This is a genomic window from Sphingobacterium zeae (genome assembly GCF_030818895.1).
Taxonomy (GTDB): domain Bacteria; phylum Bacteroidota; class Bacteroidia; order Sphingobacteriales; family Sphingobacteriaceae; genus Sphingobacterium; species Sphingobacterium zeae.
On the sequence record NZ_JAUTBA010000001.1, the window covers coordinates 4,364,118 to 4,386,899 of the forward strand.

At 42.4% G+C, this 22,782-nt stretch carries 13 protein-coding genes; 7 read left to right on the forward strand and 6 right to left on the reverse strand.

Translation table 11 applies throughout. The annotated features are described in order from the left end of the window. Window positions 1-38: 38 nt before the first annotated feature. The 3 genes from QE382_RS18300 to QE382_RS18310 all read right to left on the reverse strand — a co-directional run bounded on the left by QE382_RS18300 (window position 39) and on the right by QE382_RS18310 (window position 5,721). The gene (locus tag QE382_RS18300) at window positions 39-3,164 is read right to left on the reverse strand and encodes a SusC/RagA family TonB-linked outer membrane protein (protein WP_307187190.1); all 3,126 of its coding nucleotides are present in this window, start codon (window positions 3,162-3,164) and stop codon (window positions 39-41) included. A gap of 86 nt (window positions 3,165-3,250) precedes the next feature. Then, on the reverse strand, window positions 3,251-4,201 hold the full coding sequence (locus QE382_RS18305; protein ID WP_307187191.1) for a carbohydrate kinase family protein: 951 nt from the start codon (window positions 4,199-4,201) through the stop codon (window positions 3,251-3,253). Window positions 4,202-4,398: 197 nt separating this feature from the next. Continuing rightward, window positions 4,399-5,721, reverse strand: coding sequence for a sugar porter family MFS transporter (locus QE382_RS18310; RefSeq protein WP_286752941.1), 1,323 nt, complete (start codon window positions 5,719-5,721; stop codon window positions 4,399-4,401). A 292-nt stretch (window positions 5,722-6,013) separates the two neighbouring features. Here QE382_RS18310 and QE382_RS18315 point away from each other — a divergent pair, with 292 nt between their 5' ends. Next, window positions 6,014-8,767, forward strand: a complete 2,754-nt coding sequence (locus QE382_RS18315; protein ID WP_307187192.1) for a hybrid sensor histidine kinase/response regulator transcription factor — start codon at window positions 6,014-6,016, stop codon at window positions 8,765-8,767. A 225-nt stretch (window positions 8,768-8,992) separates the two neighbouring features. Here QE382_RS18315 and QE382_RS18320 read toward each other — a convergent pair whose 3' ends face one another. Then, a complete protein-coding gene (locus QE382_RS18320; protein WP_307187193.1) occupies window positions 8,993-11,254 on the reverse strand; it encodes a GH92 family glycosyl hydrolase in 2,262 nt (753 codons plus the stop codon). A 621-nt stretch (window positions 11,255-11,875) separates the two neighbouring features. Here QE382_RS18320 and QE382_RS18325 point away from each other — a divergent pair. The 6 genes from QE382_RS18325 to QE382_RS18350 all read left to right on the forward strand — a co-directional run bounded on the left by QE382_RS18325 (window position 11,876) and on the right by QE382_RS18350 (window position 21,118). Then, window positions 11,876-12,466 (forward strand): RNA polymerase sigma factor, encoded by a 591-nt coding sequence (locus QE382_RS18325; RefSeq protein ID WP_307187194.1) that lies wholly within the window; start codon window positions 11,876-11,878, stop codon window positions 12,464-12,466. 83 nt (window positions 12,467-12,549) lie between these two features. Continuing rightward, complete coding sequence (locus QE382_RS18330) at window positions 12,550-13,566, forward strand: FecR family protein (protein WP_307187195.1); 1,017 nt, start codon at window positions 12,550-12,552, stop codon at window positions 13,564-13,566. 23 nt (window positions 13,567-13,589) lie between these two features. After that, window positions 13,590-16,940, forward strand: a complete 3,351-nt coding sequence (locus tag QE382_RS18335; protein ID WP_307187196.1) for a SusC/RagA family TonB-linked outer membrane protein — start codon at window positions 13,590-13,592, stop codon at window positions 16,938-16,940. An 11-nt stretch (window positions 16,941-16,951) separates the two neighbouring features. Beyond that, window positions 16,952-18,337: a RagB/SusD family nutrient uptake outer membrane protein gene (locus QE382_RS18340; RefSeq protein ID WP_307187197.1), complete on the forward strand. Its 1,386-nt coding sequence runs from the start codon at window positions 16,952-16,954 to the stop codon at window positions 18,335-18,337. Window positions 18,338-18,360: 23 nt separating this feature from the next. Further along, on the forward strand, window positions 18,361-19,833 hold the full coding sequence (locus QE382_RS18345; protein ID WP_307187198.1) for a TlpA disulfide reductase family protein: 1,473 nt from the start codon (window positions 18,361-18,363) through the stop codon (window positions 19,831-19,833). A 157-nt stretch (window positions 19,834-19,990) separates the two neighbouring features. Further along, the gene (locus QE382_RS18350; RefSeq protein ID WP_307187199.1) at window positions 19,991-21,118 is read left to right on the forward strand and encodes an MBL fold metallo-hydrolase; all 1,128 of its coding nucleotides are present in this window, start codon (window positions 19,991-19,993) and stop codon (window positions 21,116-21,118) included. Between the two features lie 2 nt (window positions 21,119-21,120). On the opposite strand, the gene QE382_RS18355 is transcribed toward QE382_RS18350, so the two are convergent. Next, complete coding sequence (locus QE382_RS18355; protein WP_370877901.1) at window positions 21,121-21,855, reverse strand: helix-turn-helix domain-containing protein; 735 nt, start codon at window positions 21,853-21,855, stop codon at window positions 21,121-21,123. Between the two features lie 299 nt (window positions 21,856-22,154). Next, window positions 22,155-22,739 carry a Crp/Fnr family transcriptional regulator gene (locus tag QE382_RS18360; protein ID WP_307187201.1) on the reverse strand — a complete coding sequence of 195 codons (585 nt, stop codon included), beginning with the start codon at window positions 22,737-22,739 and terminating at the stop codon, window positions 22,155-22,157. Between the last annotated feature and the right edge of the window lie 43 nt (window positions 22,740-22,782).

Here is a 22,782-nt window from a genome sequence, read left to right on the forward strand (position 1 = left end):
AATTATTTAGAAGTGTATCGCCTTATTTCGCTCCCATTTTAAAATCCAATATTTACCCCAGCTGTCCACGTGGTTGGAATTGGATAACCCCAACCTACATTTTCAGGATCCACACCGGTGAAATTTTTTGATTTAACGGTAAATAGATTCTGACCAGTTACATAAACCCTTAATCGGCTCATACGCAGGTGTGCGGCGGTTGCTGTTGGCAAAGTGTAGCCCAGGGACAAATTCCGGAGCTTCATATAAGATCCATTCTCGATAAAGTAATTTGACAGACGGCCCTCGTCGTTGTTATTTGTTGTTTGTAAGGCCGGGATCGTTGACGTTGGATTTTGTGGTGTCCAGGCATTGAGCAGACGTACACCTTTATTGGAATTGACGTCGTCCACACTCCAGAAGTCCGTTTGCTTTTTCAGCCAGTTTTCAACATCTATTCCCTGTACCCCCTGAAAGTACGCAGATAGGTCAAAGCTTTTATATTTTAGCACAATGTTCAAACTATAAGAAAAATCAGGATGAGGACTACCAATCCATGTACGGTCCATATCGGTGATCTGCTTGTCCGCATCATAGACGTTGACGTAACGTAAACGCCCTATCCCCTTACCGGTCTGATTGACGTGCGCGTCCACTTCGTCCTGATTCTGAAAAATACCGTCGGTGACATAGCCATAGAATGATCCCAGCGGCCGGCCGATAATATTATCCCCTTGACGACCTCCATAGGAGTTTTCTACCGCTTCGGGCAAATGTGTCACCTTGTTTTTATAGGTCGAGAACACAGCCATTACATCATAATCCAATCCAAAGGTTGTTTTATTACGATATCCGGCCGATACGTCCAAACCTTTATTTTCCATGGAGGCACCATTCGCCCAACGGTAACCGCCCTCTCCGACCACACCGATATAGGCTGGATTGATCAACATATCTTTGGTTGCTTTAACATACCAGTCAATCGAACCATAGAGACTTTGATTAAACAATGAAAAGTCCAAGCCTATATTCGTCTGCGTGGTAGTTTCCCATTTCAGATCATTATTTTCCGTTTGGATTTTGCGGTATCCCGATGGTAACTTTCCCGTTCCTGCACCCGATAGATCGTATGCTGTACCGTCCACGATATTCCATGTTGGATCAGCAACACCATATTCGGGGACGAACAGGGCATAGGTAGCCAGATTACCAATACCCTGGTTGCCTGTCTGCCCCCATCCCACACGTAACTTGAGGTCAGAAATATAATTTTTTGTACTTGCCATAAAGCGTTCAGAAGAGATCCGCCAGCCTGCCGTTACTGCTGGAAAAGTGGCAAAGCGGTTATTTTTACCGAAGCGGGAAGAGCCATCGTGGCGTACGGTGAAAGAAGCCAGATAACGGTCATCATAGGAATAATTGGCCTTTCCAAAATAGGATAGCAGCGAGAAGCCTGTAGAGCCACCTCCAACTGCCGCTGTACCCGTACTCACACCTGGCCACATATACTCTGATGTCTCTATGGCAAATGCACCATCACCAGCGGTATAGGCGTTAAAATTAATATCATTCTGACGGTTCATTTCGATACCAGCAAGCACATCTATTGTATGTTTGTCGATTGCCTTCCGATAAGTCGCTGTATTGGACCAAGTCCACTTCATCCCATGAGACTGCTCCATATTAACGCCACTGCGGCTGCTGTTCATAAATCCCGAACGATAGGATACTTCCAGGTTACGTTTGTAAAAATTACTGTAATCCAGGCCATAACTGGTTCGAACATGCAGATCTTTTATCAGCTGTAGATCGGCATAGGCATTCCCAAACAAACGCCAATAATTGTATTTATTATTTCGATTGTCGTAAAGTACACGCATGGGATTATGACGGTCGTTCATTCCTAATGCTGGTCCCCCCCAGCCCATTCCATCTACCGTATGCACGGGGATAATCGGTAAAGCTTTCAACGAAAGGTCAAGTACATCGCCGGGGACCTGCACTTCACCCGTGTTGTTTACTGTAAAATTCTCTCCAACAACCAGTTTTCCATCAAACAGTTTATAGTCAGCATTCATCCGGGCGGATATTCGCTGGAAATCCGTGTAACGGAGTGTGCCATTGTTGTGCAAATAACCTAAGGAGAAAAAGGAGCTGGATTTTTCTGTTCCGGAGCTCAATGTCGCATTGTATGACTGCTGCAGTCCTGGTTTCGAAACTTCCTTAAACCAATCGGTATCTGAAGCATACATGGTGTGCTCACGATCAATATACTTGGAAACAAAAACAGTATTGAGCTGAGGCACGCCATTCGCATCGTTATTCCATTCAAACTGATAACCAATATTGTTTCCATTTGGATTGCCACCGCTGTTGATCGTTGCCTGCCATAGGGCACGACCATATTGTTGTGCGTCGAGCACTTTCATGCGATTATTAAAATGCGTACTGGTGGCGTAGGCGTCTACTGTAAGTTTAGGGGCACCTAGCTTTCCTTTTTTCGTAGTGATGACAATAACACCATTGGCTGCACGCGAGCCATAGATACTCGCCGAAGAAGCGTCCTTTAAAACCTGAATGCTTTCGATATCATTTGAATTGAGTTCGTGCATTCCGCCCTGCGTGGGGGTTCCATCAATGACATACAAGGGATCCTGACTACTATTGATCGAACTGATTCCGCGCATACGCACTGTTGCCGCTCCACTTGGACTACCATCCGAAGTTACAGTCATACCGGCTACCCTTCCTTGCAGGGATTTCATTGGGTTATTTTCCGGAGACTTCATCATCTCAGCAACATTAACAACACTCACTGCACCCGTCAAATCCTTCTTCCGTTCGGTTTGATATCCTGTAACGACCACTTCATCGAGCCCTTTTTCGGTAGGTGCAAGCTGAATATCGAGGAATTTTCTTCCTGCTACAGCAATCGTCTGGGAGGCATAGCCGACATAGCTTATTTCCAATGTACCCTGATTGCCCGAAGTCTGAAGGACAAATTCTCCCTTTTCATTTGTCTTGGTGGCTATTGTGGTTCCCTTCACCACTAAAGATGCCCCTACTATAGGTGCTGCTGTCCCACTATCCGTAATTCTTCCCCGGACTTCAGTCTGTTGCGCAAATGCGACAACAGAAAAAAGTGCCAAAGACGGGAGCAGCATTGCTTTCTGACTTGTAAACATAATTGGTTATAAGTAAATGGTTAATTATTTAGATTGATTATTTGTTTATGATAGCGGGTAAACTGCTTCGTAAAGAAGCGGTTTACCTACTGTTGCTTCTGAGCTCCATTGAAGATCGGATGCAACCATTGGAATCGATTGATGACCTCATCGTTATATTCAGGACAAGCCCCCCGGCTCTGTGTCACAAATCCACTTAAGGTGGCCGCAAATTCCAGTACTTCCTCCAGCTGAACACCTTCCTGCATCTGAAACCTTTTGGTCAGGAAAGCCGCCAAAAACGAATCACCGCTTCCGATTGTATCTTCTACCTGAACTTTCAAGGCCGGGAAATGATAACTGATATTATCTTTTTTATAATGATACACGGCTCCATCTGCACCATAGGTTACAATTGCCTCCTGAATTGCAAAACGGGCCATGATCAAGTCTACACGCTGCTGATCGGTATAGGCTTCCGTAGCGCCATTCCAGTCGGAAATAACATGCAGTTCTTCGGCATTCATTTTCACAAAATCAGCATATGCCAACAACTTATGTATTTTTTCAGGACCAAAATAAGGTGTACGCAGGTTGACATCCATCACCCGAAAGCGGGCTTTTTCAAGCAATAACAGCAAACTTTGGAAGCTTACTTCATCCCGACAGGCTAGACTTCCATATACCAAAAAATCCACCGTTGCAACTGCTTCCAGAACCACACTATCCACTGCGATTCTGTCCCAAGCTACCGGATAAACGATATCGTAATGCACATCGCGTTTAGCATCGATCGAAACCTCTACGGTTGAGGTAGGCAATAACTCATCGTACTGGAAAAAATCGGTCGGAATGCCCAGATCCTCACATACCTTACGTAGTTCATAACCATTTTCATCACGCCCTATGCGTGTTAGCATACGCGTCGTAACGCCCAGTTTATTGAGGTGATAAGCCACATTCAACGGCGCACCGCCCAATTTTTTACCTGTAGGAAGATTGTCCCAAAGTACCTCTCCAAAACAAATACCCTGTATTGATTTTTCTCCGTTTTTCATATTTCTTCTTTTTCACAAAGCTTCGGCCGAGCGCCAAAAGCCATGCAACGAATTGATTATTATATTTCCCTTTAAGTTCAATGTTGACAATAGATACACACGACTTGCTATCATAATGTCATTGATTAAATAGCTTTCGATAGGCGCCAGTCGCGCCATGGCTACTCCGACGCCTATTCGTTTAGTCCAGCTAAAGACTAATGTAGATTGATGGTATGCCCAAGGTCTTCCAGTGACTTCCCTTTTGTCTCCGGCATAAACTTAAGCACATAGATAAGCTGTAAAACCATAAATAGGGCAAAGATCAAGAAGGTACCGCCCCCGCCGAGCATTTCCGTCAATGCAGGAAAACAAAAGGTAATAATTGCCGCCATCACCCAGTGTGTCAAGCTGCCGAATGTCTGTCCTTTAGCACGGACATCATTCGGAAAAATTTCCGAAATAAACACCCAAATCACAGCGCCTTGCGAGAATGCGAAAAAGGCAATAAAACTCATCAGATAGATGGTGATCGCAAAACCCGTCGTTTGACTGGTATAAAAAGCATGGGAAACGAGTGCCAAAGAAACAATCAGTCCAATCGAGCCCACCAACATTAATTTTCTTCTACCGACCTTATCGATGAAATTGATCGCCAGCAACGTAAAGATAAAATTGACAACCCCGATCCCAACTGTTGAAAGCAATGAACTCTGTGAGCCCAAACCGGCCATTTCAAATACACGGGGGGCATAATAGATGATTGCGTTAATACCTGAAACCTGATTGAATAGCGCAAAACAAAAGGCCAATAAAATAGGTTTGACATTTTCGCGAACGAAGAGTTTGCCCTCCCCTGCTGTATTGTTTTTGGACTCCTGAATTTTTGAAATCTCCAGCTCGTAACCATCCGAGTTGATTTTTTTCATAATTCGTTTTGCTTCAGCTAAATTACCCCTGTGCAGCAGTAACCATCTTGGACTTTCCGGAATAAGGAAGATCAGACCGAAGAATAATAACGACGGAAAACACTGTACGCCTAACATCCAACGCCAGGACTCCTCCCCTACCTGACCGATAAAGTAATTGGACAGATAGGCAATCAGAATCCCCAATACGACGTTGAACTGGAAAAGTCCGACCAATTTTCCACGCGATGCCGCCGGAGATATTTCCGATATATAGATTGGTGCAGTTACCGAAGAGACGCCAACGCCTATACCACCCAAAAAGCGGAATAAAATAAATATCGTCCAGTCATTCGCCAATGCGCTGCCTATTGCTGAGATAAAGTAAAGAGCTGCAACCGCAAATAAAGTATTCTTACGCCCCAACTTATCTGAAGGCAGTGCACCCAGCGCTGCTCCAACAACTGTTCCGATCAATGCAATGGCCATGGTCAATCCATGCTGAAACTCACTTAAATGCCAGTGTTCCTGCACGGCCTTTTCTGCTCCTGAAATAACCGCTGTATCAAATCCAAATAAAAATCCGCCTAAAGCCACTACAAAGGACCAAGCTAGTACCGTGTTTTTGTTCATGTTATGATCTATAATTGATTAATCCAAATTTAACCCTGGTTTCATCTTAACTTAAATTTGAACTTCGCAAAAACATTTATTTATGTAACATTTTTTAAAAAACATTAAAACACTAAAAATCTGAAACTTACACTAGTATTACTTTTTAAAACTTTCACTTTTTAAACAGAAAATTTAGAAAATGATACATTTTTGAAAGTTTCCATATCAGTGTAAAGAATACACTAACAAAGACGAGGTTACCCTAAAAAAACTAAATAATGTATATTCGGATATTGAAGGGAAAAAAATCATGGGAAAATATTTCATTTATGGTGGCATATTGATCCTGCTTCTTTTTTGTGGATGTCAACCAATGGTCCAGAAGAAAAAGCGGATTATTGCTTTTTCACAGTGTATCGGAAATGATGCCTGGCGACAAACCATGCTCGAAGAAATGAAAAGGGAACTTTCCTTCAATCCGGATATTGACTTTCTTTATCGAGATGCCCATGGCGACAATAATGTCCAGATTAATCAAATTCGGGAATTAGTCAAACAGGATATCGATCTTCTGATTGTATCGCCAAATGAGGCCGAGCCCCTTACCCCTATAGTAGATTCGGTATTTCAACGCAATATACCCGTCATCGTAACTGACCGTAAGACATCCTCAGGCCAATATAATGCCTATGTGGGGGCAGACAATCTTGCTATCGGAAAACTGGCGGGCCAGTATAGCCGCACCATTTTACAAAACAATGGTTCGATCGGCCTGGTTACTGGATTATCGGGTACATCCGCCTCCATAGAACGTGAAAAAGGCTTTATGCAGCAAATTGGAGATGCTAAAGGGATTCGAACGAGCGGAATCATTCACGGCGGATGGGAAAAAAACAAAGCTTATTTGGAAACGCGTAAGCATATAGACCAAATGATCCAGAGTGATATCATCTTCACCTTCAATGATCAGATGGCCATGGGGGTAAAAAAAGCATTGAACGAAGCCCAGATCAAAAAGGACATTAAGATAATCGGTGTTGATGCCCTTCCTGGTCCCGGAAATGGCCTTGAACAGATCATACAGGGCAAAATGTTCGCTTCCATACTCTACCCCACTGGCGGAGCCGAAGCCATTCGAACGGCCTTGGCTATCATCAACCACCAAAACTACCGCCGCGAGAATATACTCGCAACCTCTGTCATCGATAAAACCAACGCGGAGTTGCTTGCCCTGCAGTCGGATAAAATAAAGCAACAGCAGCTCGATATAGACAAAAGACAGGAATTCATTACGGAACAGAATAAGATTTACCAAAGTCAAAAGTCGGTTCTTAATGTACTGGTCGTTAGCTTGGTGCTTGCTGTTGTCTTTGGTGGCATTTCTATTATCGTGATCAGGAGCAACTGGGAAAAGAACAAACATCTGGAAATCCAAAATAGTGAGATCCTTGCGCAACAAAAACAGATCGTCGAGATGAACAGCCAGATCCAGCAAGCGGCAGAAATCAAGAATAATTTCTTCACCAACATCTCACATGAATTTAAAACACCACTGACCCTTATTATAGCGCCTATCGAGGACCTTGAATTACGAAAAGACCTGCCAGAAGAAGTCAAAGAACAGTTGTCGCGCGTCAAGCGGAATGCAAAAAAACTACAGCGTTTGGTTACCGACCTCATTGATATCCACCGAATCAGTAAATCAAAAATTAGGTTACATGCGTCTATCGTTTATATCGATCCATTCATCCAGCAGGTAATAGGTAGTTTCAAACCGCTATTTAAGAAAAACAGAATCTCGGTCAGTTATATCAACAAAACGAGTTTGAAAGAGGTTTGGATGGACGAATACCTCATGGAACAGGTCCTATCCAACTTATTATCCAATGCGATCAAACATACTTCAGCCAGCGGCAGAATTGAAATTATACTAGAAGAAAACAATTTCAAGGACTATTTTTATCTACGCGTATTGGATAATGGTCTGGGAATTGCGCCGGTTGATATTGAGCATATTTTTGATCCTTTTTACCAAGGAGCCGGCAGCCGTAACGGATCCGGAATCGGACTTGCATACAGCAAACAGATCGTCGAACTGCATCATGGCCAGATCACCGTGAGCAGCAAGCCCGGCCATGGATCGATCTTCACCCTCCGCATGCCAATTGGGAACGGTCATTATGAACCTGCTGAACTGGCCGGTTTCGACAGTGGAGAAAAACCATTGTTTCAGGAACAAGATCTACTGGACACGACAGCAAAGGTGGTAGACAACAATCTTTCTTTTCGATCCAACAAATCGAAGAGCATTATGATCGTCGAAGATAATGATGAAATCAGAGACTATCTCCGCTCGTTATTGGAACAGGATTACAACCTGTTTCTGGCGAAGGATGCCCAGCAAGCCACTAGTATGATGAAGACACATTTTCCAGACCTGGTGATCACCGATATTATGCTTCCTGATGGAAGCGGACTGGATATTTTGAAAGACATCAAAGCCTTTTATCAGACCGCACATATTCCCGTCATCTTACTGAGTGCACTTGCCAACGAGGAGACCATGCTTGAGGGGAGCAAATTAATGGCCGATGACTATATTACTAAGCCATTCAATGCCGAACTGCTGCGGATACGTATTTCAAATATTCTTCAATCGCGTCATCAGCTTAAAGAAAAATATAGCAGCAACGTCGAACAGTTTGAGCGTACTCAAGCCGAACAGGTCAACGATAGCGACAGAAGATTCCTAAACAATCTCTCCGCCATTGTCGAATCCAAGTTATCGGATCAGCGGTTAAGCGTCGACGGGATTGCCAACGACCTCCATCTCTCACGCGTTCAGCTCTATCGTAAGGTGAAACAGCTGCTCGACTGCAGTGTCAATGAGTATATTGTGGAACGAAGATTAAAGAAAGCCAAAAGCATGATGGCTGAGGGTCTAACCATCAACGAAATATTTAGTAGTGTCGGCTTTTCATCAGCATCTTACTTCGCGTCGGCCTTCAAAAAGAAATATGGTCAGTCCCCAAGTGCTTTCAAAAAAGAACTCGACAAAAAATAGCCTGTCACTGGATAGATGAATACAGCAACGATCCAGTTGCTTATTCACACAATGAACGACTTTGGCTTTCAGTCCAAAAGTTTCGCATCATTGTTTAACATATTGGCTACTCGCCTAAAGCAAGCAAGGTGGTTAAGTGCATATCACACTTAACTACCTTGCTTGTTTATTTTTTGGTTTGTTGGTTTGCTTGCTTCTAAAATATAGCTTTAGAAAAAAACCGTGTTACTCTGCTGTTCCCCAATTTCGATTTGCTTTATCCCCCATCACAAACTCCAACGTGCCACCTTTCAGCAAATCGGCATGGGTCAGCTTTGGAACGTTCAACTCCTTTCCATTCAATTTCGCCGACTGAATGTATTTGTTTCTTGCCGATGCATTCTTGCCGATAATAACAAAAGACTTACCATTAGGAAGCTGTATGCTCACCTTCTGGAAAAATGGAGATCCGATGCTGTAGGACGTCAAACCCGGGGTAACCGGATAGAAGCCCATTTGTGAAAAGACCACAAAAGCAGACATTCCACCACCGTCTTCATCTCCCGGCACCCCCATTAAATCGTTTCTAAACCATTCCCCGATCAGCTTGCGTATCCTTTTCTGTGTCATCCAAGGTTGTCCCGCATAGTTATATAGATAAGGAATATGCAAAGCCGGCTCGTTTGCCATCGAAAATTGTCCGACATTTCCCGTGTGGTCTGGAAGCTGTGCATAAAAGTCAAACTTTGAACGCCCCAAAGGCTGCTGGAACATCTCATCAAGGTACTTGACAAAAGATTCGTTCCCACCCATCAGTTTGATCAGATCGGGAATATTATGCTGCACATCCCAGCGGTAGATCCAGGCATTGTTTTCACCGTAATATTCCCGTGCTCCCTGTCCGCCAGAAAACACATAATCAAAAGGCATGATAAAATTTCCCTTGTCATCTTTGGGATGGAAAAATTTGGTCTGTTCGTTGAAAAGATTTCTATAATTGAAAGATTGCTTCATAAAGAGATCATAATCAGCCTGAATACCCAATTCTTGAGCAAGCTGTGCCAAGCACCATAAATCGTAAGAGGTACCCAAGGTTACTGCGACCGGTTGTCTCCGTTCAAAACCGTTTACTTCTGGTATCGTTTCTTTCTCTCCTGGGTACAATGCTGGAATATAGCCTTTCTCCTTAAAAAATTCGTCTAATTTTCCTGCCGGTTTACCCGACCATGGAGCCAAAGTCTTTTCTGTAATTGCACCTTTTGCCGCCAGATAAGCTTTCTTGATATCAAAATTGCGCACTCCCTTGCGGTAAGCATCCAATAAAGTTGCTACGCCATGATTGGAATTCATACGCCTACTATCGCCCGTGATCTCAGGAAAAGTGGGCAACCAAGGCTGTTCCATTTGCTCGGACATCCGGACAAAAGAATTGAGGATCATGGATTCTGTGTTGGGATCCAAGAGTACCCGTAATGGGTGATGTGCCCGGTAAGAGTCCCAGATCCAGTCATCTGTAAAGAAAGGTTTACCTTCGTCCTGATGTACCTTTCCGTCGAACGCGCTGTAATAGCGACCATCTTCAGAAATATTGACAGGTCTTTCGTAGCTACGGTATAACGATGTGTAAAATACGTGCTTATTGGATTCATTTCCGTCTTCCACAGCAATTTTACCTAAGGCGTCGTTCCATATTTTACGCCCTTTATCAGCAAGCTTTTCCCGATCAAAACCGCTGATCTCACGCTTTAAATTCGCTTTGGCTTGTGCGACATCAATAAATGAAACACCATATTTCATGCGCAAGCTAGTGCCTGCCTGACTGAACTCCAATATCATACACGAATTCTTACCAGCAGCTTCAGTGGCATTTTCCAGTTGTTGGCCTTGCAGTCGCTTCACAGCAACAGGTTTGGATTCTGGAACGGCATAAATATAGACATACGTGCCATTTCCAATATCCTGTACCCCAGAAAGTCCCTCGCCATCCCATTGAAGTTTTCCCTGCTGCGAGTTGAACTGAAGATATTTTTTCGAGGTGTTGGGAAATTTAAAGGTATACACCCCCGACTGATGCGACAACGCATAGTCTACCTGAATATTCTCTTGATCCAATAACACGGAATACGCATACGGATGAATTTCCTCCTGATCGTAACTATACAATTGTACCGGTTTCAAAGCGCTTGGCAATTTTACCATTGGGCTAAGGTTGAAAGCCGATCTTCCACGATGGCTGGTAACGATAAGCGGCAGACCAAACAGACGATCTGAAGTATAGTCTCCCCGCTCAGGATAAACGCGCAAAAGGCTGTTTGGCAAGTGAACCGTTGGGTAGGTTGGTACCAATAAATGACTGATGTTCCCCATGTATGGATTGACATAGTCCACATAGTCTTTCGTCATTTTACCTTGGGAAAAACCTTTTAGCATACTGAACGAAAGAAAAGAACAGCAACAGATTGTGCGTAACAAGGTATTGGTTTTACGTTTGATATTTTTTGTTAACATTTTAAACAATTGAATATTTGATGGTTTGAGAGCAAAACAGTGTTCCGCCCTTAAAGTTAATTGTTTCTGACCATATATCGTCTTCGTGCCCATCGATTATTTGCGGCCTATCGACAAACGAGTGTGTTCACCTTTAAATTGTCATGACATCTTAAATTCGAAAGGTGGATATCAAAACAGAATTTTTATTGTAATCTATTGAAAAAACTATGTAATATTCAGCCAACCGATACAGATAAATGCTTATTTAATAATTTATTCGAAAAATTGAATGTGGATTTTATTTTAGTTTTATTCAACCTAATTTTGATAGCAATACAAACTAAAGACCAATTTGTTATGAATTTAAACCCTCCTAAGCATGTCAGTTGCTTTAACCATCATTGTTGATGTTATTGATAAAAACTTAAAAAGGCAGCTCTTTGTGTTAAAAAAATCTGATCGCGAAAGTATATTAAAGGCTTTAAAGCGCTCCAACTAATGGTCAATAAATTGATTATAACTAAGTAAAAAATACCGATACACCTTGTCCTTATTTAATTAAATGAGTATAATTGAAAAAAGTAAATTCCTTTAAAAGGTATATAGCTTGGAGGAAATCCGCTTCACACTTCAAATATCATGAAAAACGATAAATATGCATCTCACAACGACGAAAGCTTATTAATTGGGCTCAGAGGAGGCGATTTAGCGGCTTTCAACATTTTATATGATAAGTATTGGTCAGTACTTTTAGATGAATCATATAAACGGCTTGAGGACCTAGCTTCCTGTGAGGAAATTGTACAAGACATATTTATCGACCTTTGGAAACACGGCTCTAAGAGAGACATCAACAATGTGGAAGCATACCTTTTTACCTGCATGAAATACAAAGTTTTCGAAACATATAAAAAAAATAGACGAACAACAGCACTTATTGAAGAAAATTCCTCATACTACCAAAGACAAGACAATACAGCGGGAGACCTGTACGACGAAAAGGATCTAAAATCTTTGATTGAACAATGGGTAGCCAATCTTCCGCAAAAAAGAAAAGAAATCTTTAAAATGCGGTATCTGGACGGACTCACCACAAAAGAAATCAGCGATATAACGGAGACATCCCAAAATACAGTCCAAAATCATCTTGGTGTGTCAATACACAAACTGAAAAAACTCATTATCCAGCATTTTCTGACTCTTCTTTTAATTTTATTCAACTGTAAATAAGTTATTTACAAATAAAGCAAGATTTGCACTAGTACATAATGCCCCCTCAGGGACACTATTGTAGTGAACATTGTACTCATCCTATGCAATATCCTAACCAAGAGCTTGAAAAGCTCATTGACAAATACTTAAAGGGCGAAGCCAATTCGCAAGAGATCGACACCGTAGAGCGTTTTTTCGATTCATTCTCATCACGGTCGAGTTTACTCAAAACACTTCCTGAAGAAGTGCAGCACGCCTTAAAAAATCGTATCCATAGCGGTATTATGACAAGATTATCGCTTAGAAAGAAACGCTCTTTCAGTTTATCTCAAATTGCCGCAGCCGCTGCCGTCTTGTGTATTGCATTTGCTGGCGTATATTTATACAAAACAAAAGCGCCCAACAATCAAGAGATCATCTTATCGAATGGACAACAGCGTCAAATTGTACTACAAGACGGGACAAAAGTTACACTCAATGCCTCGAGCAAAATAATATATCCTGCTTCATTCAAAGACTCAAGCTCACGCGAAGTGACTTTAATCGGGGAAGCATTTTTTGATGTCACAAAAGATCCCGCTAAACCTTTCCTTATTCATACACCGAGAATGGAAATCAGTGTCTTGGGGACTGCCTTCAATGTGCGTGATTATGCAGAAGAAAATGATGCCGAAACAGCTTTAGTGCGTGGTAAGGTATCGATCTGGAAAACAGGAGCCAACGCTCAGAAATTCATCTTAAAGCCCAAACAAAAATTTGTTATCACAAAAACAGCTGAATCTAAAGAGGTATCGCCCTCCAGCGTCCATAAATCTGCAGCGACTCCTATGTCCGTAGCTATACAGCCATTCGTTATCGCTGAAAATGATGGTTCTGCTCTAGAAACTGAATGGTTATTAAATCGTATAACAATCCAAGAGGAGAGATTACTTGATATCGCATTGAAACTGGAACGCATGTACGGGGTGGAGATCAAAATTACAAATCAAGCGACTGCCAGCAAACGCTACTCAGCGATATTCGAAAACGAACAACTCGAAAATATTCTTAAAGCATTACAAACTGTCAACTACTTTCAAATTAAAAAAACGGGGAAAAATCAATTCGAATTATTTTAAAAATATCAACCTATATAACTCACATGATCAAAACAAAACCCAAATTTAGAAAAGAGTCGCGATTAGCGCTACTGCTCGTTTGCCTAAGCACCTTGCACGTACAAAGCTTTGCCTATTCGCAAACTGAAAAAATCGATGTTTCCATCCAGGGCGGAAAGCTGGAAGATGTTTTTCAAACAATCAACGTGAAGAGCAAATACAAAATGTTCTTTAGCAAATCGATCTTACCTGACGCCAAGGTCAATATTGTCGGGAAGAAAATCAGTGTGAAAGATATTCTTTCCCAATCGCTTGCCGGAAGCAACTTAACATGGGAACTATTGGACAACAATATTATCGCTGTAAAGGAAAAACAACAAAATCAACGACAAATAGCAGGACAAGTAGTCAATGAAAATGGAACGCCACTAGCAGGTGTCTCTGTGATCATTAAAGACTGGCAAAAAGCAGATTATCGCAATATGCAATCGAGTACAGCGACCGATGTTAATGGACATTGGGGACTGCGTATTCCGAATGACGATGTTATTATTACTTTTTCTTTTATAGGGTATCAAAAGGTCGAAATTCCGGCAAAACAGCTTATTGCGAGTCCTACACCGATCAAACTTAAGCCTGAAGAAGGTAGTTTGGAAGAAGTCGTTGTGATTGGCTATGGCACAACAACACGCAGACTGAATACCGGCTCGGTTGCCTCAATCACAGCGAAAGATATTACCTCGCAACCGGTAAGTAATCCACTCGCTGCCCTATCCGGAAGATTGTCCGGGGTATTAATCGCTCAAAACAACGGTGTACCCGGAAGTGCCGTTCAGATCCAGATCAGAAATCAGGCCTCGTTAAGCGGTACGACCTCTGGATCCATTCCGCTGTACGTTATTGATGGGGTTCCATTTACCAACTTTAACGGCGGACAACCTGCTACGGACAACCTCAATTCCTTTGGAATATCAGCTTCTTCGGGGGGATTAAGTCCGTTCAGTATGATTAACCCCGCGGATATCGAGCGAATCGATGTGCTGAAAGATGCCGATGCCACCGCGATCTACGGTAGTCGGGGCGCCAATGGTGTGGTCTTGATTACGACAAAAAAGGGTTCTGCAGGCCGCACCCGTATTGGTGTCAACTTCAATACTGGATTTACTGAGGTCAACCGCTTTATCCCCATGTTAAATCTAGAACAATATCTGACCTTAAGAAAAGAGGCTTTCGCCAATGCAGGCGTGACACCTACTGCAGACAATGCCCCCGATCTTATGTTATGGGATCAAAACAAATCGACGGATTGGCAGAAAATGCTGATTGGAAACAAAGGCCATATCACCGACGTTCAAGCGAATATGTCCGGCGGAAACGAGTCCACACGCTTTTTCTTCAACTCCGGATATAGACGCGAAAGTACCGTATTTTATGGTGACAGTAAAAATAGCCGCTTTACCTCCCGCCTAAATCTGGATCACACCTCTTCTGACAAAAAGTTTAATGCCGCTTTATCGGTTAGCTATGCCAATGATAATTCCGATATGCCTTCGTCGGATGTGACATCACTCTACAATCTGGCCCCCAATTATCCTATTTATGGCGACAATGGAAAATACTACTGGTTACCATCAACGACATTTATTGATAATCCGATCGCCCTGCTCGAACGGAAGTACTTTGGCAATACCAATAACCTGATCTCCAATGCCAACTTAAGTTATAAAATCATACCTGGATTAACGGCAAAAGCAAATTTTGGTTATACCATCACCCAATTGAACCAAAATAATCAACGCCCAATCACGTCCTTAAATAATACCGTCACTAACCCGCTTGGTGCTTCCAGCTTTTCCAATACAAAGGCCGAGAATTGGATTATTGAGCCGACACTGGATTATGTAAAAAATATGGGTGAAGGTAAATTGACGGCATTGATCGGAACAAGCTTTCAACAGAACTCGTCCCGCTCACAGACCACCAATGGTTCCAATTATTCAAACGATGCACTGTTAGGCTCGCTTGGAGCCGCAGGACAATTTACAGCAAGTAACAACCTGGTTTATTATAAATACAATGCAGTATTCGGAAAAGTAAATTACGACTGGAAAGAGAAATATTTGTTTAACGGAACTTTCAGAAGGGACGGTTCATCTCGCTTCGGCCCTAAAAATAGATTCGGAAATTTCGGCGCAATTGGATTAGGTTGGGTTTTTGGAAAAGAGGACTTTGTGCAGGATAACCTGCAATTTTTAAGCTTTGGTAAGTTGAGGGCAAGTTATGGAACAACTGGTAACGACCAGATTTCAAATTACCTGTACCTCCCGCTATACTCATCAGTAACGCCCTACCTTAATAATCCTTCCATGAACATGGGAACGCTTCCGAATGAATACATTAAATGGGAAACGACGAAAAAATTGGAGTTTGCAATCGATCTGGGTTTCTTAAAAGATCGAATTTTATTCACAGGAAACTTTTTCAGGAATCGCTCTTCCGACCAAATCACCGATTTAGTTTTGAGTACCCAAACAGGTTACAATAGTTACAAAGAAAACCTGCCAGCTTTGATCCAAAATACAGGTTTGGAATTGGAACTGAATACCACCAATGTAACCAATGAAAATTTCACATGGAAAACATCGGCAAACTTTACATTTTATAAAAACAAACTGGTCGAATTTCCTGGAATTGAAAACACCTTCTATGCAAGTAGTTTCTTGGTGGGTGAGCCGCTCAATATGATCCGTTTGTACCACTATCAAGGTGTCGATCCGGCAACAGGAAGAGCTTTATACGAAGATCGCAATGGTGATGGAGCAATTACAGGTGATGACCGCTATGTTGCTGACTTAGGTACGCCATTCTATGGTGGATTTAACAATACCTTTTCTTACAAAGGCTTTGAACTTGGCGTATTCTTTCAATTTAATCACCGGTTAGGCTTAACCAAAATTCTCAATTCAAGACCTGGGGCTTTGGCCAACCAAAACGATTATTGGCTGGACCGATGGACACCAACGAATACCAATACAACTATCCCGGGCGCTATTCTCCCAGCAACTCAAGGAGCTTCAGCGGATGGAGCTGCTTTAAGCAATTCTTATAATCTGTATACCAACTCCGACGCAGTCTATGGTGACGCTTCTTATATTAAATTAAGATCGGTCAATCTATCGTACAACTTACCGAAAAGCTGGACTTCCAAACTGAAGATGTCCAATTGCAATGTCTTTATGCAAGGTCAAAACCTCTTTACCTGGGCCAAGAACAAATATGTTCTGGATACCGAAACAACCGTTCAAGGCGGTCCTCCGGGTTTAGGAACTGGAACGATTGCTCAAGTACTGCCACCATTGCGTACGATTGTATTTGGATTTAACTGTCAATTTTAAAACTAGAAATCATGAAATTAAACATCAATAACAATATATTATTATTCGCCATCACCAGTGCAACGCTGCTTGTTAGCTCCTGTTCAAAATTTGTGGAGTTGGGTGCTCCTCCAAATCAGGTGCTAGCCGGTGATGCGTTCGCTACGGATGCTTCTGCAAATAGCGTGATCAGAGGGTTGTATACCACAACATTAAGCATTAATCTTCCTGGAACGTCAACTTTCTATACTGGGGTAGCAGCCGACGACCTTCAGTACAATTCGGCCGACCCCAATACCTCCGAATTCGCGAGTAATAATCTGCTGAATACAAATTATAATGTTGCCAACTTTTGGTACAATACCTATCAGCTTATCAAAAATGCGAATAACGCGATATCCGGTCTCGAAGCATCCACCTCCCTTACCCCAAGTGTAAAGGATCAACTCCTGGGAGAAGCAAAATTTTTTAGAGCTTATGCCTATTTCTATCTCGTCAATCTGTATGGTGACGTGCCATTACAATTGCGCGATGACCTGCATGCATTTGAAGACGCTGTACTTCCGCGGACGCCCGCACAGCAAGTGTATGATCAGATTATTGCAGATCTTAAAGATGCGGAGAGCAAAATGGCACCAACTTATGATGCTACTGCCAGTCCAAGAGGGCGTGCCAATAAGGCTGCCGCCAGCGCTTTACTGGCCAGAGTATATCTTTACCAAAAAGATTATCAAAATGCTGAATCTTATGCAACTAAAGTTCTGCAGTCAACCGATTACGGTATGCCCACACCTGATAAAAACTTTGTAAACTCGAGCAATGAGGTTATTCTTCAACTTGGCAATCAGACTGGAGTAACCACATTCGGTGCTAATTATATAACGACAGCTACAGTGACTCCGGGATACACCCTGCCAGATGCCGTATACAACAGTTTTGAAACCTTGCCAACACCTGATTTAAGAAAAATCAATTGGACAAGTTCAAAGACGGTATCCAATAAAACCTATTATGCCATAACCAAATATAAAGCGTCCTCAGGCGCAGGATCCGAATACCACGTTATGCTACGTTTAGCTGAACAATATCTTATCCGTGCAGAAGCTAGGGCCAAGCTCGGAAAATTAACAGAAGCACGGACGGATGTAGATGCCGTACGCAGTCGTGCGGGCCTTGCGGGACTTAACACAAGCTTAAACCAATCCCAGTTATTGTCTGCTATAGAGACCGAACGTCTCCATGAATTTTTTGGTGAGTTTGGCCATCGCTGGCTCGATCTCAAGCGCACCGACCGCGCTAACGCCGTATTGGCCCCAATCAAATCAAACTGGCAAACGACGGATGTCTTATTTCCGATTCCACAAGCGCAGATTTTAATCAATAGAAACTTGACACAGAATCCAGGATACGAAAATTAAGGAACTTGTAAATCATATATATAATGAAAAGAAAAATCTTGACGGCTGCTTTCGCGTTTGCGCTAACAGCAGCATTTGCTCAACAACCTGCAAAAAACAAATACCAATACTATCTACCTATTATAGAAAAAGGAACGATGGAGCAAAAGGATTCGCTCGCGAATGTATTAATGAGCGAGCTAAAGACTTATAAGTCTGAAGAAGACTACCGCACGACGATCAATATTCTGCGCGCTTTAGGCAAAGAAGATCTGCAAACATCGGTCGAGCAATTGGCAAAGAAAAAATACCCAAAAGGATCACTAACCCGCGATGCCTTTATAACCAATGTTTTTTACACTGCCAGTACGCCATTGGCAAAAGAGAAAGCGTATAATGAGCTTATAAAAAAGTGGCCGGTTAAGAATTTCAGTGAAGAGCCCCTCACCTATGATTACGTAGTGGCTACTTTGGCACAGAGTTTTGCCAACGACGGAAATGCACAAAAAGCTGTGCATTATTTAGGCGAGCTCAAAGAACGATTCTGGCGCGGAAACGGCTATATCCCCGTGGGACAAATTTTGTTGAGTGCGGGCGACACGGCAACTGCGGCACCGCTCTTAAAAACTGCAATGGATGATAGCTATTATTATTTAACGCTCCCAGAGAATGAAAAAGATAATAAAGCCCGCTTTGCGGGCATGGGCTATGCGAGCTCCATGTCCGCTTATGTCAATATCCTCGTTGCACAGAAAAAATATGCCGAAGCGCTCAATTATATAGAGAATGCTTTAAAAGTCGCTCCAGAACAAGCGGATGGTCTTGCAATGGTCTATTACAAATCACTAATGGGTACTGGAAGAAAGCTAGAGGCCTATAATATTCTGACCAAATTATATGCTAAAGGGCAGTTCGCTGTCGAAAATGATCTTAAGAAATTGTACACCGAATTGAACGGTTCTGATCAAGGCTACGAACGTTTTAATGCTTCCCTAAAAACGGAATTAACGCAGAACATCCGCAATCATATCAAGGAAATGGCAGTCTTTAAACCCGCACCTGATTTTGAGCTGCTCAATCTGAAAGGTGAGAAAGTCTCCTTGAGTAGCTTAAAAGGGAAAGTGGTGGTATTAGATTTTTGGGCAACCTGGTGTCAACCCTGTGTCCGCTCATTTCCAGGAATGAAAGCTGCACAAGAATCGTATGCAAATGATAAAGATGTTCAATTTCTCTTCATGAATACCTGGGAACGCGATAAGAATTACAAAGAAAATGTGGTCTCCTTTATAACTAAAAATAATTATCCGTTTGAAGTGCTTTACGATGATCAAAAAGATCCGCAAACAGGAGAAGTCATGGCGGCGAAATTTGGTGTTAAAGGTATTCCGGCAAAATTTATCATCGACAAAGAAGGCAATATTCGTTACTTTTTGACAGGATCTACACCAAACGTAGACTATATCAAATTAGAAATGAAAGAGCTTATTGAGGCGGCTAAGAAACCTTATAAGGGCTAAAAATAAGTCTGCCTCCAGTGCGGGGGCAGACTTATTTTACAATCAACATTGTGGTGCTATCCCCCGGTATGTGAGCCATACAACACATAAAATTGAGCTATCGGCAAAAAAACAGCCTTCTTTTGAATCTTATCTTTGTTGCCATACAAACATGTAGATGACAATAAGAAAAAACAGCAATAAGTGGCTTCGATTTTTGAAAAGAATAATCTTAGGACTGGCCGTTTTCATCGCTTTCATCGGATTATACATTATGATGCATCCACAATTTGGCAAAAGGCCTTCGGGCGAAAGACTGCAGCGCATACAGCTATCTAAGCAATTTAAAAACGGAAAATTCCGTAATACGAGTCCAACGCCCATGCTCTCACAGCCCTGGACTGTAGCGCTATATGATTATTTGTTTAAGCGTTCCAAAGAAACAAGTCCCCAATATAATATACCCACCGTACATGTCGACTGGAAGAAACTACTCGAGCAGTCTAATGGACTTGTTTGGTTTGGCCACTCTTCCTACTTGCTACATGTAGATGGCAAAAACATTCTCGTAGACCCTGTATTTAGCGGCAGCGCCTCTCCAATTCCCGGCAGTGTAAAAGCTTTTAAAGGTACGGATGTATCTACTGTATCGGACCTACCAGCGATTGACTTCCTATTTATATCGCACGACCATTACGATCATATGGACTACAAAACACTAAAGGCATTACAGCCCCGTGTTGGAAAGGTCATTGTTGGTCTTGGTGTTGGTGCTCACCTTGAATATTGGGGCTATCGCCCTGAACAGATCATCGAAAGGGATTGGTGGGATGAGGTTGACCTAGGCGACGGTTTTCAGGTAACAGTCGCTCCAGCACGACATTTCTCAGGCCGTGGCATCTTTACGGCCAATACATTATGGGCCTCCTATGCGCTCCAAACGCCCACAAAGAAACTCTATTTGGGAGGGGACAGCGGGTACGATAGCCACTTCAAAGAAATCGGAAACCAATTGGGACCTTTTGACTTGGCTATCTTGGAAAATGGCCAATATGACCTCAGCTGGAAACATATCCACATGATGCCAGAAGAGGTTGTTCAAGCAGCACATGACCTCAAAGCTTCCGTACTATTTCCTGTTCATTCCGCTAAGTTTGTTCTGGCCAATCATGCGTGGTACGAACCCTTGGAGCGCATTTCCATAGAAGCAACAAAACAACAGCTATCCTTGCTAACTCCAATGATCGGTCAGGTGATCAGCATTGATCAGGCGCAGGCGGGGCCCAGCTATTGGTGGAAAAAATAGCGCTAAGCGACTGAATTGATGGTGGCTGGCGTTATCCCAAACTTTTCCTTAAAAGAAGCATAAAAATGAGAAAGGTTTTCAAAACCGAGATCAAGATAAAAATCAGCGGGCTTTTGACGCTTGCTTTCAATTAGATAATAGGCCTCGGAAAGACGCTTTTCCTGTAGCCATTTTCGAGGTGAAGTCTGAAATATCTTTTCAAAATCACGTTTAAAACTCGCTAAGCTACGCCCGGTCAGCTTGGCAAAGTTTTCAAGAGGTACATTGTACCTGTAATTTTTGACCATAAACTGTTCAAGATCTATCTTATGAGGCTCCGAAAAGTCAAACAGGAGCTCCTTAAGCTGCGGATAACTCTCCAATAGTAAAGTAATTAATTCATAGATCTTGATCTGCTCCATCTGAGGGCTCACCCGGTCGGCTGCCTCTGCATAGGGTGTCAGTGATTCAAAATAACTTTTGATAAACAGGTTGCTTTCGAGTACACTATTAGACTCGCCCGCATACTTTCTATCCGAACTTAGATAATGATCCATCGCATACTGCTTCAGCCGATTGGCTTTCAAAACTACCGAAACAGATTTATAGATATCATCTTTAGCGGGATACTTAAAAGCTTTGGCCAATTGGTTTTTGCGGGCGACAACGATCTGTCCTTCAGTAGCGATCATTTTTCCTTTCTGATGGTCAAGATGCGTTTCTCCGGAAATCTGAAAAAAAACGACGTGTTCGGGAATGAACTGTTCATGACCAAATACTTTCTCAAAATAACAGGGGAATACAAAAAAGCATTCCCAAAATCATTATCTGCTATACTCATTTTTACTGCTTTAAATTGGCCATATAAACGGGTTCATACACATCCAATAGGAGCCCAAGCCTAAAGGTAGCAAATATCCAACACGTTTTAAAGAATACAATTGCCGAGCAGCTCAATTTTCATATCCTATAAAGCTCAAGCCTAAAAATAACCTCGATATTTAACCAATTCAAACTACATCCAAAGAGATTGAGCCACTGGCAATACCTGCTGCAGCTATTTCTTTGCTGCAAGCCGCTTGCGTATAATACTAACAAATTCCGGCGAAACACCTAAATAGGATGCAATGTAATACTGTGGCACTCGTTGGGATATCGTAGGATAAAGCGCGATAAATTCGAGGTATCGATCCGCTGCAGGTTTGGCCATCGTATGGATCAACCTATTCTGCAAAACAGCGAGCCGGCGCTGAACCAGCATACGAAATACACGTTCAAATTTTGGAATAATCTCTAATAATCTCTCTTTAGTATCGGGTGTCAGCATTAAAAATTCGCTGTCTTCCAATGTTTCCATATAGAGACTGGAAGGTGTATGATAATGAAAGGATGCAATATCGCTGATCCACCAGTCTTCCACCGCAAAGGCTAAGGTTACTTCAAAGCCATTTTCATCCAGGTAGTAGATCCGCACACAGCCTTTCTGCACGTAACCTTCAAACTGACAGATTTCTCCCTCATTCAATAACATGGTCTTCTTGGGGATCTTTTTTGTTGTGAGTATACCCGTGAACTGCGCGATCTCGTCCGTGGTCAACGTAATGCACTTCGATACATTTTTTAGAATATTTTCGTATATCATTGTATTGTTTTTTCGTGTAAAAGGCAGTCAGACATGTTCACGT